The 11819-nt window shown below is 71.7% G+C and carries 11 protein-coding genes and 1 pseudogene; 7 read left to right on the plus strand and 5 right to left on the minus strand.

The annotated features are described in order from the left end of the window. Positions 1 to 192: 192 nt before the first annotated feature. Entirely contained in the window at positions 193 to 1437 is a 1245-nt protein-coding gene (aroA, locus tag AB5J56_RS28720) for a 3-phosphoshikimate 1-carboxyvinyltransferase (protein WP_369236455.1), read from the plus strand. A gap of 5 nt (positions 1438 to 1442) precedes the next feature. Next, positions 1443 to 1616, plus strand: a pseudogene (locus tag AB5J56_RS28725) (N-acetyltransferase); the annotation flags it as partial. A gap of 135 nt (positions 1617 to 1751) precedes the next feature. On the opposite strand, the gene AB5J56_RS28730 reads toward AB5J56_RS28725, so the two are convergent. From AB5J56_RS28730 to AB5J56_RS28740, 3 genes are read right to left on the minus strand one after another with little or no spacing between them, the layout of a single operon-like run. Next, entirely contained in the window at positions 1752 to 2549 is a 798-nt protein-coding gene (locus AB5J56_RS28730; RefSeq protein WP_369242853.1) for a sugar phosphate isomerase/epimerase family protein, read from the minus strand. A gap of 35 nt (positions 2550 to 2584) precedes the next feature. Then, positions 2585 to 3736 (minus strand): dihydrodipicolinate synthase family protein, encoded by a 1152-nt coding sequence (locus AB5J56_RS28735; protein WP_369236457.1) that lies wholly within the window; start codon positions 3734 to 3736, stop codon positions 2585 to 2587. Then, positions 3733 to 4884: a Gfo/Idh/MocA family protein gene (locus AB5J56_RS28740; protein ID WP_369236459.1), complete on the minus strand. Its 1152-nt coding sequence runs from the start codon at positions 4882 to 4884 to the stop codon at positions 3733 to 3735. The genes AB5J56_RS28735 and AB5J56_RS28740 overlap by 4 nt, the downstream gene beginning before the upstream one ends. A 462-nt stretch (positions 4885 to 5346) precedes the next feature. On the opposite strand from AB5J56_RS28740, the gene AB5J56_RS28745 reads away from it, so the two are divergent. The 5 genes from AB5J56_RS28745 (at position 5347) to AB5J56_RS28765 (ending at position 10258) form a co-directional block, all read left to right on the plus strand. Beyond that, entirely contained in the window at positions 5347 to 6396 is a 1050-nt protein-coding gene (locus AB5J56_RS28745) for a LacI family DNA-binding transcriptional regulator (protein WP_369236461.1), read from the plus strand. A 91-nt stretch (positions 6397 to 6487) separates the two neighbouring features. Further along, a complete protein-coding gene (locus AB5J56_RS28750) occupies positions 6488 to 7009 on the plus strand; it encodes a nuclear transport factor 2 family protein (RefSeq protein ID WP_369236463.1) in 522 nt (173 codons plus the stop codon). A 142-nt stretch (positions 7010 to 7151) separates the two neighbouring features. Then, complete coding sequence (locus AB5J56_RS28755; protein ID WP_369236465.1) at positions 7152 to 8084, plus strand: GNAT family N-acetyltransferase; 933 nt, start codon at positions 7152 to 7154, stop codon at positions 8082 to 8084. A gap of 51 nt (positions 8085 to 8135) precedes the next feature. Next, positions 8136 to 8936 carry a sugar phosphate isomerase/epimerase family protein gene (locus AB5J56_RS28760; RefSeq protein ID WP_369236467.1) on the plus strand — a complete coding sequence of 267 codons (801 nt, stop codon included), beginning with the start codon at positions 8136 to 8138 and terminating at the stop codon, positions 8934 to 8936. Positions 8937 to 9016: 80 nt separating this feature from the next. Further along, positions 9017 to 10258, plus strand: a complete 1242-nt coding sequence (locus AB5J56_RS28765) for an MFS transporter (protein ID WP_369236469.1) — start codon at positions 9017 to 9019, stop codon at positions 10256 to 10258. A gap of 205 nt (positions 10259 to 10463) precedes the next feature. Here AB5J56_RS28765 and rbsD read toward each other — a convergent pair whose 3' ends face one another. Together rbsD and AB5J56_RS28775 are read right to left on the minus strand one after the other, a co-directional pair. Beyond that, positions 10464 to 10853 carry a D-ribose pyranase gene (rbsD, locus tag AB5J56_RS28770; RefSeq protein WP_369236471.1) on the minus strand — a complete coding sequence of 130 codons (390 nt, stop codon included), beginning with the start codon at positions 10851 to 10853 and terminating at the stop codon, positions 10464 to 10466. Beyond that, positions 10850 to 11749, minus strand: coding sequence for a ribokinase (locus tag AB5J56_RS28775; protein WP_369236473.1), 900 nt, complete (start codon positions 11747 to 11749; stop codon positions 10850 to 10852). The genes rbsD and AB5J56_RS28775 overlap by 4 nt, the downstream gene beginning before the upstream one ends. Positions 11750 to 11819: the final 70 nt, after the last annotated feature.

The following is an 11819-nucleotide window of genomic DNA, read 5'->3' on the forward strand; positions in this document are numbered from 1 at the left end:
TTCCCGGATTCGGGGGAACGCCGGAAGTTGGGGCGGGGGTTACGTGGGGGGCGGCGGAGCCGTCCTCCCTGCGGGCAATCGTGCCGCTAGGGGCGGCACGGGTGGGCGGCGCCCCGGGGATTGGCGCCCCCGCCCACGTCCACGTGGCGGACGTGCCAGCGAAGGAGCAGCTGAGCGAGCCAGCATGACGGCATGGCCGTAGTCGACATCCCGGGTTCCAAGTCCATCACCGCCCGCGCTCTCTTCCTGGCCGCGGCGGCAGACGGAGTCACCACCCTCAAACGCCCCCTCCGCTCCGACGACACGGAGGGCTTCGCGGAAGGCCTGACCCGCCTCGGCTACCGAGTGGGCCGCACCCCGGGCGCCTGGCACATCGACGGCTGCCCGCAGGGCCCCGCCGTCCCGGAAGCCGACGTGTACTGCAGGGACGGCGCCACGACGGCCCGCTTCCTCCCGACCCTGGCCGCCGCCGGCCACGGCACCTACCGCTTCGATGCCTCCCCCCAGATGCGCCGCCGCCCCCTCCTCCCGCTCACCCGCGCCCTGCGCGACCTGGGCGTGGACGTAGGGCACGAGGAGACGGAGGGCCACCACCCCCTCCGTATCGAGGCGGCAGGCGTCGAGGGCGGAGACGTGACCCTCGACGCGGGCCAGTCCTCCCAGTACCTGACGGCCCTGCTGCTCCTCGGCCCGCTCACCCGCAAGGGCCTGCGCATCACGGTGACGGACCTGGTCTCGGCGCCGTACGTCGAGATCACGACCGCGATGATGCGGGCGTTCGGCGCGGACGTACGGCGCGACGGAGACACCTATGTCGTCGCCCCCGGCGGCTACACGGCCACGACGTACGCCATCGAACCGGACGCCTCCACCGCCAGCTACTTCTTCGCTGCGGCGGCGGTGACCGGCGGTGAGGTGACAGTTCCGGGGCTGGGCGGGGGAGCACTCCAGGGAGACCTGGGCTTCGTGGACGTCCTGCGCCGCATGGGCGCTCGCGTGGAGATCGGCGCGGACCGCACGACGGTCGCGGGCACGGGCGAACTGCGCGGCCTGACCGTGAACATGCGCGACATCTCCGACACCATGCCGACCCTCGCCGCCCTCGCCCCCTTCGCCTCGGGCCCGGTCCGCATCGAGGACGTCGCCAACACCCGGGTGAAGGAGTGCGACCGCCTGGAGGCCTGCGCGGAGAACCTCCGGAGGCTGGGTGTGGAGGTGACGACGGGCCCGGACTGGATCGAGATCCAGCCGGGCGTGCCTCGGGCGGCGAACGGCACGGAGATCAAGACGTACGGCGACCACCGCGTCGTCATGTCCTTCGCGGTCACCAGCCTCCGGACGCCCGGTATTTCGTTCGACGACCCCGGCTGCGTACGCAAGACTTTCCCGGATTTCCACGAGGCGTTCGCACAGCTGCGAAGGGACATCCGACGTTGAGTTTCAAGCTGGCGCCGTACGCCCAGGTGTCCATCGCCTCGGGCCGAGCGGTCGGCGCCACGTCCTTCTGGGAGCCACGCTCCTGGCTCGCCGACGACCGGCTGGACGCCGTCGAGGTGGGTTTCACCTGGCTCGCCCGCTCGGCCCAGGGCACCGGCATCAACGCCGAGGCCAAGCTCCGCAGTTGGTCCCGCCGTGTCACGTCGGAAGGGATGACTGGAAGATTTCGGCGCGGGGGATTCTGAGAAGACGCAGATGGGGGAGAGGCGAGGGGGCGCCGAAATGTTCCAGTTGCCGCGTCGGCCGCCTGCCCCCTACCCCACGTGCTCCATGAACCTCCCCGCCGTCTCCGACAGCACCTCGCGGCCGTCTCGGGACCACAGGGCTTCGTTGAAGAGTTCGACCTCGATGGGGCCCGTGTACCCGGCCGCCTCGACGTAGCCCTTCCACTCGCGCATGTCGATCGCGCCGTCGCCGATCTGGCCGCGGCCGTTGAGGACTCCCTCGGGCAACGGGGTGGTCCAGTCGGCCAGCTGGAAGGTGTGGATGCGGTTGCCGGCGCCCGCGCGGGCGATCTGGGCGGGGGCCGTGTCGTCCCACCAGATGTGGTACGTGTCGACGGTCACGCCGACCTGGTCCGCGGGGAAGCGTTCCGCGAGGTCCAGGGCCTGGGCGAGGGTCGAGACGACGCAGCGGTCGGCGGCGTACATCGGGTGGAGCGGTTCGATGGCAAGCCGTACGCCCCGCTGGGCCGCGTACGGGCCCAACTCGCCCAGCGCGTCGGCGATCCGCTCCCGTGCCCCGTGCAGGTCCTTCGACCCGGCGGGCAGGCCGCCGGAGACCAGGACGAGGGTGTCCGTGCCGAGGGTCGCGGCCTCGTCGATGGCCGCGCGGTTGTCGTCCAGGGCACGGGCGCGCTCGGCGGGATCGATCGCCGTGAAGAAGCCGCCGCGGCACAGGGTGGTCACGGTCAGGCCCGCGTCGCCGATCAGCTTCGCGGTGGCCTCGACGCCGTGGGCGTGGACGGGATCGCGCCACAGGCCGACGCCAGGGACGCCCAACTCCAGGCAGGCGTCGACCAGTTCGGGCATGGAGAGCTGCTTCACCGTCATCTGGTTGATGGAGAAGCGTGCCAGTTCGGGATGGGTCACGGGGTCACTCCGTACAGCGAGAGCAGGTTCTTCATGCGGGCCTTGGCGAGCTCCGGGTTCGGGAACAGGCCGAGTCCGTCGGCGAGTTCGTAGGCCCGCGCGAAGTGCGGGAGTGAGCGCGCCGACTGGAGGCCGCCGACCATGGTGAAGTGATCCTGGTGGCCCGCCAGCCAGGCCAGGAAGACCACGCCCGTCTTGTAGAAGCGGGTGGGTTTCTGGAAGAGATGGCGGGACAACTCGACCGTGGGGTCGAGGAGTTCACGGAATCCCTGCACGTCACCCGTGTCCAGCACGCGTACGGCTTCGGCTGCCAGGGGGCCGAGCGGGTCGAAGATGCCGAGCAGCGCGTGGCTGAAGCCCTTCTCGTCGCCCGCGATCAGCTCGGGGTAGTTGAAGTCGTCGCCCGTGTAGCAGCGGATGCCCTGCGGCAGCCGGCGGCGGATGTCGATCTCGCGCTCCGCGTCAAGGAGCGAGACCTTGATGCCGTCGACCTTGTCCGGGTGCGCGGCGATGACCTCCAGGAAGGTGTCCGTGGCCGCGTCCAGGTCGGACGAGCCCCAGTAACCCTCCAGCGCCGGGTCGAACATGGGGCCCAGCCAGTGCAGGACCACCGGGTCGGAGGCCTGGCGCAGGAGGTGGCCGTAGACGTCGAGGTAGTCCTCGGGAGCCGTGGCTGCCGCCGCCAGTGCCCGCGAGGCCATGAGGATCGCCTGCGCGCCCGTCCCCTCCACGAGCGCGAGCTGTTTTTCGTAGGCGGCCCGGACCTCGCCGAGGGTGCCCGAGGCGATCTGGTCCGTGCCCACGCCGCACGCGATGCGCCCGCCGACCGCCTTCGCCTCGGCGGCGGACCGCGTGATCAACTCCGCAGCGCCCGCCCAGTCCAGGCCCATCCCGCGCTGCGCGGTATCCATGGCCTCGGCGACGCCGAGCCCGTGCGACCAGAGGTGTCGGCGGAAGGCGAGGGTCGCGTCCCAGTCGACGGCGGCGGGCGAGTCGGGGGACACGTCGGCGTACGGGTCGGCGACGACGTGCGCCGCCGAGAAGACCGTACGGGAGCGGAAAGGCGCGCCGGTGGTGACGGCGAGGGGTTCGGAGCGGGGCTCGTACGTCCTCAACTGCCCAGTGGTGTCCGGGAGTCGGATCGTCACAGCGAGATCTCCGGTACGTCGAAGCGGCGGCCCTCGGCCGAGGACTTGAGGCCCAGCTCGGCGAGCTGGACACCGCGGGCGCCGGCCAGCAGGTCCCAGTGGTAGGGCGCGTCGGCGTACACGTGCTTGAGGAAGAGCTCCCACTGCGCCTTGAAGCCGTTGTCGAACTCGGCGTTGTCCGGGACCTCCTGCCACTGGTCGCGGAAGGAGTACGTCGCCGGGATGTCGGGGTTCCAGACCGGCTTGGGCGTCGAACTGCGGTGCTGGACACGGCAGTTGCGCAGTCCGGCGACCGCCGATCCCTCCGTGCCGTCCACCTGGAACTCGACCAGTTCGTCGCGGTTGACGCGGACCGTCCAGGAGGAGTTGATCTGGGCGATCGCGCCGCCGTCGAGCTCGAAGATCCCGTACGCGGCGTCGTCGGCCGTGGCGTCGTACGGCTTGTCCTGCTCGTCCCAGCGCTGCGGGATGTGCGTGGCGGTCAGCGCCTGGACCGACTTCACGCGGCCGAAGAGCTCGTGGAGCACGTACTCCCAGTGCGGGAACATGTCGACGACGATGCCGCCGCCGTCCTCCGCACGGTAGTTCCAGGACGGGCGCTGGGCCTCCTGCCAGTCGCCCTCGAAGACCCAGTAGCCGAACTCGCCGCGGATGGAGAGGATCCGGCCGAAGAAGCCGCCGTCGATCAGGCGCTTCAGCTTGAGCAGGCCCGGCAGGAACAGCTTGTCCTGGACGACGCCGTGCTTGATGCCCTTCTCCGCCGCCAGCCGGGCCAGTTCCAGGGCACCGTCGAGGCCGGTGGCCGTCGGCTTCTCGGTGTAGATGTGCTTGCCCGCGGCGATCGCCGCCCTGATCGACTCCTCGCGGGCGGAGGTGACCTGAGCGTCGAAGTAGATGTCGATGGACGGGTCGGCGAGGACCGCGTCGAGGTCCGTCGACCAGTGCTCCAGGCCGTGCTGCTCGGCCAGCGCCTTCAGTGCGTGCTCGCGGCGGCCGACGAGAACCGGCTCCGGCCACAGCACGGTGCCGTCGCCCAGGTCGAGACCGCCCTGCTCGCGGAGGGCGAGGATCGAGCGGACCAGGTGCTGGCGGTAGCCCATGCGACCGGTCACGCCGTTCATGGCGATACGCACCGTCTTGCGTGTCACGTCATTCCCTTCGTACGCGTCAGCCGCCGCGTACGCCCCACAGGTGAACAGGTGGGGGACACAGCAAGCGCTTTCTATATGGTGAGAAGCTAGCCTCTGTGCAGTGGTTGAGACAAGACCGCGTGGGTGACGAGATGGTCGAAATGTTCGACGAGTCGGACGGGCGGGGCTTCGGTGCCGGGCGACGTGACCCGGATGGGGGGAAATGTCCGAGGGGTCGGATGGGGAGAGCGGGATGCGGCCAGGTGGAGCGGGGATGTTCGATACCCCGAACCACTGGACGCGGGAGCCTGCGCGCGATCGTATGTACGCGACTGAGGCGTGCGACTGAGTCATGAGACCGAGATGCGGGGCTGAGGCGTGAAGCCGGGCTGCGGAGCTCCGGCCTCACGACGGCGGGTGTGCGCGACCGGATGTTCTGGATGTAAGTGAGCGGATGTACGTGACCGGAGGACGACTTAGATGACCGTGACCCTGGCGGACGTGGCGGCCCGCGCGCAGGTCTCGCCCGCGACCGTGTCCCGGGTGCTGAACGGGAACTATCCCGTCGCGGCGTCCACGCGCGAGCGGGTGCTGCGCGCCGTGGACGAGCTGGACTACGTGCTCAACGGGCCCGCCAGCTCCCTGGCCGCGGCGACCTCCGACCTCGTCGGAATCCTCGTCAACGACATCGCCGACCCCTTCTTCGGGATCATGGCGAGCGCCATCCAGAGCGAGATCGGCGGCCCCGGGGGGCGCGCGGGCGGCGAGCGGCTCGGCGTCGTGTGCAACACCGGCGGCTCCCCGGAGCGCGAGCTGACCTACCTCACGCTCCTTCAGCGCCAACGCGCCGCCGCGGTCGTCCTCACCGGCGGCGCCATCGAGAACGCGACGCACGTGGCGGCGGTCTCCTCGAAGCTGCGCAAGCTCGCGGCCGCCGGGACCCAGGTCGTCCTCTGCGGCCGGCCGCCCGTGCCCGACACCCCCGAGGCGATCGCGCTCACCTTCGACAACCGCGGCGGCGGCCGCGAACTCACCGAGCACCTCATCGGGCTCGGACACCGGCAGCTCGGCTACATCGCCGGTCCCGAGGAGCGCACCACCACCCGGCACCGGCTCGAAGGCCACCGGGACGCGCTCGCCGCGCACGGCATCAAGGACGACCCGCAGCGCACGGTCCACGGCCGCTACGACCGCCGGTCCGGCTACGAGGCGACCCTCGAACTCCTGCGCCGCGAACCGTCGTTGACGGCCATCGTCGCCGCCAACGACTCCGTCGCGCTCGGCGCGTGCGCGGCGCTGCGCGAGTCCGGCCTGCGCGTCCCGGACGACGTCTCCGTCGCCGGCTTCGACGACCTGCCCTTCAGCATCGACACGCTGCCTTCGCTCACGACGGTCCGGTTGCCGTTGTCGGAGGCGGGGGCCCGGGCCGGGCGCATCGCCATGGGACGGGAGGAGCCGCCGCCGGGTGGCATCGCGACGGTGCGGGGGGAACTGATGGTTCGGGGGTCTTCGGGGCGGCCGCGGGATTGAGGGGGTATTTCAGCCCGTCCGGCGTCGCGCGGACGGGCTGATGTTCTGCGGCGCTTGACCTCAAGTTCCCTTGAGGGACGAGGCTCAGGACATGACCACGCATGCAGCACCCGAAGACCAGACAGCACCCGCAGACCAGACCGTTCACGCCGAGATCAGCGCACTCGTCCACCGGCTCTTCCGGGCCCTCGACGCCCGGAACTTCGCCGCCGGCTGGATGCGGGACTTCGTCACCGATGACGTACGCATGGAGACGCCCCTCGGGACGACCGAGGGTGCCGATGTCGCAGGGGCCGCGGCGGAGGAGGCTCTCCTGCGCTACGACCGCACCCAGCACATCGCCTCCGGCATCGTCGTGGACGTGGCCCCGGACGCGGATGCCGGGCCCGAGCGGGTCACCGTCTCCTGGAATGCCCTGATGACCCACGTCCACCACGAGGCCACCCTCCGGGCGCTCGGTGCGGGAGCCGACCCCCTGTTCGTGGTCGGCGGCTTCTTCGAGGCCGACGTGCGCCGCACCCCCGACGGCTGGCGCTCCAGCCGGGTCGCCGTCCGGCCGGTGTGGACGAAGGGGCTGCCGCCGCTGGGTGTGCAGCGGGATCTCCAGGCGTGAGCGGCGGGATCTCCAGGCGTGAGCGGCGGGGTGGCGGCGCCGTGCACGGCCATGGACGGGCGGCGTCCTTCGGCTTAGGCTCGACCCAGCGATATCTCTGACTGAGTCAACCATCCTGAGTCAACCACCACCGGGGTCGAGCATGACCGTCCAGGACATCCGCACCTTCAACCGCTTCTACACGAACGTCATCGGCGCCCTCGACTACAGCCGCCACCTGTACGCGCCGTACACCCTCACCGAGTCCCGCGTCCTGTACGAACTCGCGCACGCGACGCGTACCGACGCCGCCGACCTGCGCGCCGAACTCTCGCTGGACGCCGGGTACTTGAGCCGGATCCTGAACAAGTTCGAGCAGGACGGGCTGATCGAGCGCGGGCCCTCGCAGCGCGATCCGCGGCGGCGTCACATCACCCTCACGGCGCGCGGGCGCGAGACCGCCGGGCTGCTCGACGAGCGGTCCAGCGAAGCGGTCGGGTCGCTCCTCGCCACCGTGCCCGCGCCCGACCGCCCCCGGCTCGCCGAGGCGATGGGCACCGTCCGCGCCATCCTGTCCGCCGGACGTCCTCCCCGCCGCGACGACGTCGTCCTGCGCGCGCCCCGCCCCGGCGACCTGGGCTGGATCGTGCAGCGCAACGCCGCCCTGTACGCCGCCGAGCACGGCTTCAACGCCGACTACGAGGGCCTCGTGGCGCGCATCGTCGCCGACTTCGCCGAGGACCACGATCCGCATCTGGAGCGGGTGTGGATCGCCGAGCTCGAGGGGCGGCCGGTGGGGTGCGTGATGTGTGTACGCGACGAGGCCCCGGGTGCCGCCCGGCTGCGGCTGCTGCTCGTCGAACCGGACGCGCGCGGCCTCAGCATCGGCGACCGGCTCACCGAAGCCGTCATCGACTTCGCACGCGGCGTCGGCTACCGCGAGCTGGTCCTGTGGACCAACGACATCCTCAGTGCCGCCCGCCGCATCTACCGGCGCCACGGCTTCGTCCTCGTCGCCGAGAAACCGCACCGCTCCTTCGGCAAGGACCTCGTCGGCCAGGACTGGCGGCTGGACCTGCACGGCAGCGCGGAGTGACGCGGGCCTGACGGGGGACTGTCCCTGGGGTTCGCGGGTATGGTCCGGCTCATGAAGCTGGCGTTCTCCACCCTCGGCGTACCCGGTCTCCCCGTAGCGGACGTGGTCCGGCTCGCGGCCACGCACGGCTATCACGGAGTCGAGCTGCGCGCGCATCCCGAAGAGCCCGTGCACCCCGGCATCGGACTGACCGAACGGGTCGACGTCGCCGCCGAGTTCAAGGCGGGCGGCGTGGAGATCCTGGGTCTCGCCGGATATGCGCGCGTCGCGGAGCCGGGCGACGACGCGCCCGTCCTCACGGACATCCGCGAACTCCTCGACCTCGCCCGTGACCTGGGCGCCCCCTACGTACGCGTCTTCCCCGGCGGCGGCACCGAGCAGAGTCCCGCCGAGGCGGACGCGACGGCCGCCCGGCGTCTCGGCGAGGCCGCGGAGTACGCCGCCGACCTCGGCGTACGCATCCTCCTCGAAACCCATGACTCGCACCGCACCGGCGCCGACGCCATCCGCGTCCTCGGCCTGGTCGGCCACCGCCAGGTCGGCTCGCTGTGGGACGTCATGCACACCTGGCTGGGCGGCGAGCAGCCGTCGTCGACGTACGCCGCCCTCTCGCCGTATCTCGGATACGTCCAGGTCAAGGACATCGCTTCCGCCGAGGACACCACTCCGCTGCCGCTGGGCACGGGCGTGCTCCCGCTCGCCGAGTGCGTCGAGCTGCTCTCGCGGGAGGGCTGGGACGGCTGGCTGTGCTGGGAGTACGAGAAGCGGTGGTACGAGGCGGCGGCGCCGCTGCCCGGACTGCTGGAGGCCGGGCGCGAGCACCTCGCCCGACTGCTCAACGACTCCGCGTAATCCATTCGCCCCGGCGAGGAGCTTCGGGTTAGCCTCCGCGCCGTGAAGCAGCAGCCCGCGCCGTGTTCCGGCATGCCCTCGTGAGTCTGACCCGCACGTTGATCGACGTCCGGCCGCTGCGGACGTCCCCGGTGTTCCGGCGGCTGCTCATCGGCCGGACCGTGTCCGTGCTCGGCAGCTTCATGACCATGGTCACCGTCATGTACCAGGTGTGGGGCATGACCCACAGCGCCGCCTGGACCGGTGCGGTCGGCCTCGCGCAGGCGCTGCCGCTGGTGGGGTTCGGGCTGTTCGCCGGTGCGTGGGCCGACCGCGGCGACCGGCGGCGGATCTTCCTCGCCGCCACCGTCGGGCAGGCGGCCTGTTCGGCTCTGCTCGCCGTGCAGGGCTTCACCGGGCATGTGCCGGTGCTCGGGGTGCTCGCCCTGGTCGCCGCGCAGTCCTTCTTCGGGGCGGTCGGCGGGCCCGCGGCGGGTGTCTTCGTGCCGCGGCTGCTGCCGAAGGAGCAGGTCGCGGCGGGCCTCGCCCTCAACCAGATCACCGCCCAGTCGATGATGCTCCTCGGCCCGGCCCTCGGCGGTCTGCTGCTCGGCTGGCTGGGCATCGGCGCGTGCTACCTGATCGACACCCTCAGCTTCGGACTCGCCTTCTACGGCGCCCACGGACTGCCCGCGCTGCCGCCCGAGGGCGAGCCGTCGCGGGCCGGACTCCACGGCGTGCTCGACGGACTCCGCTTCCTGGCCGGGCACCGGGTCGTGCGCGGGGCGCTGATCACCGATCTCGCCGCGACCGTGCTGTCGTTCCCCGCCAGCCTGTTTCCGCTGATCAACGCCGAGCGGTTCGGCGACAACCCGCGCACGCTCGGCCTCTTCCTGTCGGCCTTCGCCGTCGGGGGGATCACGGCCTCCGCCCTGTCCGGTTCCGTCACCCGGCTCGGGCGCCCCGGTCTGGTGATGCTGTGCGGCGCCGGGGCCTGGGGCGGCGCGATCGTCCTGGTCGGACTGACCACCAGCCCCTGGGCGGGCCTCGGCCTTTTGGTCCTGGCCGGCGCCGCCGACACCGCCTCCGTCATCTCCCGCTCCACCATCGTGCAGACCCACACCCCCGACGCCCTCCTGGGCCGGGTGACGGCCGCCGAACAGATAGTCGGCCAGGCGGGCCCGAGCCTCGGCAACGTCCGCGGCGGCCTGGTCGCCGGCTGGACCTCCGGCACAACGGCCCTGGTCAGCGGCGGCCTCCTCTGCGTACTCGCCGTCGCCTCCGTCGGCGCGAGCACCCCCGAACTCTGGGCTTCGGAAAGCCGAAAAAAATTCTCGGAATGACGTACAACCCTTCCGGCAGTCCGCGGGTCGTACTTGGCATCAGGACTTCTGGAGGGGGATCTGGGGGGATCGCGGGGGTTCTGATACGGAGGGGAAACCCGAGGGGGCCCGGTCGACGGATCGGGCCCCCTCGAACGTTCCCGGGAAGCGTTCAGGACCTCCCGGGACGACTTCGCCGCCGGTGCGCAAGCACCCGTTCAGCGGCTCAGAAAAACACTCCGCAGTGCAGCAGGACGTTCGCGTACGGCCGTGCCTCTCCGGTTCGTACGACCAGGCGTGCGCCCGCCGACAGGGACTTCAGCTCCTCATGCGGGACCAGCTCCAGGGCGGGGAAGCGCGCTTCGAGCAGGGCCCTCGCCTCCGGGTTGGCGTCCTGGACCTCGTATGCGGCCGTCGCGCCCTCGACGACCAGCTCCGCCAGGAGGCCGTCGACGACCTCCGCGAACGACGGCACCCCGGCCCGGAACGCCAGGTCCACGACCCGCGGCCCGTCCGGTATCGGCATGCCCACGTCGCAGACGAGGACCCCGTCGCCGTGGCCCAACTCGGCCAGCGCGCCCGACAGATGGCGGTTCAGGATTCCGGACTTCTTCACAGGGACGCGACCTCCTCGGCGGTCGGGAAGGACACCTGCGCGCCCTCCTTGGTGACGGCGGCGGCCCCCACCCGGGCCGCGTACGCGGCGGCCTCGGGTGCCGGTTCGCCGAGGCCCAGCCGCCAGGCCAACGCCGCGGTGAACGCGTCGCCCGCGCCGGTCGTGTCCACGGCCTCCACCTTCACCGCCGGAATCCGGGCGGCCTTGTCCGCGGAAGCCACCAGCGCGCCCTCCGCGCCGAGCGTGATGACCACCGAGCGCGGGCCGAGGGCGAGCAGCGCCCGCGCCCACTCCTCGGGGGAGCCGTCCAGGGAGCCGCCCGCGATGACCCGCGCCTCGTGCTCGTTGACGATCAGCGGGTCGCAGGCGGCCAGCACCTCGGTGGGGAGGGCCCGCGGTGGTGAGGGGTTCAGGACGAAGCGGGAGCCGGGCGCGAGATTCCGTACGACCTCCACGACCGTCTCCAGCGGGATCTCGAGCTGCGCCGAGACCACCCGCGAGGCGTGGAAGAGGCTCGCCGCGGCCCGTACGTCCTCGGGCGTGAGCTTTCCGTTCGCACCCGGCGAGACGACGATGCTGTTGTCCCCGGACGGGTCCACCGTGATCAGCGCGACCCCGGTGGGCGCCCCGCCGACCAGTACGCCCACGGTGTCGACGCCCGCCGCGCGCTGCGAGTCGAGCAGCAGCCGCCCGTGCGCGTCGTCGCCGACGCGCGCCAGCAGGGCCGTACGGGCCCCGAGGCGGGCGGCGGCGACCGCCTGGTTGGCGCCCTTGCCGCCGGGGTGGAACGCGAGGTCGGAGCCGAGCACCGTCTCCCCGGCCGCCGGCCGCCGCTCGACGCCGATCACCAGGTCGGCGTTGGCCGACCCTACGACCAGAAGGTCGTAGTCGCACATGAACTGTCTCCCTGCATAGGTGACTTGATGGGGCAGCCGAAGGTGGGCGGTCTCGTGGAGCGCCCACCCT

Origin of the sequence: Streptomyces sp. R21 (genome assembly GCF_041051975.1) — a bacterium.
Taxonomy (GTDB): Bacteria; Actinomycetota; Actinomycetes; order Streptomycetales; family Streptomycetaceae; genus Streptomyces.

What these genes read in the sequence shown, in the direction of transcription:
- aroA (WP_369236455.1), top strand. Translation starts at nt 193, where the DNA reads ATGGCCGTAGTCGACATCCCGGGTTCCAAGTCCATCACCGCCCGCGCT.
- AB5J56_RS28730 (WP_369242853.1), bottom strand. Translation starts at nt 2,549, where the DNA reads ATGACGGTGAAGCAGCTCTCCATGCCCGAACTGGTCGACGCCTGCCTG.
- AB5J56_RS28745 (WP_369236461.1), top strand. Translation starts at nt 5,347, where the DNA reads ATGACCGTGACCCTGGCGGACGTGGCGGCCCGCGCGCAGGTCTCGCCC.
- AB5J56_RS28750 (WP_369236463.1), top strand. Translation starts at nt 6,488, where the DNA reads ATGACCACGCATGCAGCACCCGAAGACCAGACAGCACCCGCAGACCAG.
- AB5J56_RS28755 (WP_369236465.1), top strand. Translation starts at nt 7,152, where the DNA reads ATGACCGTCCAGGACATCCGCACCTTCAACCGCTTCTACACGAACGTC.
- AB5J56_RS28760 (WP_369236467.1), top strand. Translation starts at nt 8,136, where the DNA reads ATGAAGCTGGCGTTCTCCACCCTCGGCGTACCCGGTCTCCCCGTAGCG.
- AB5J56_RS28775 (WP_369236473.1), bottom strand. Translation starts at nt 11,749, where the DNA reads ATGTGCGACTACGACCTTCTGGTCGTAGGGTCGGCCAACGCCGACCTG.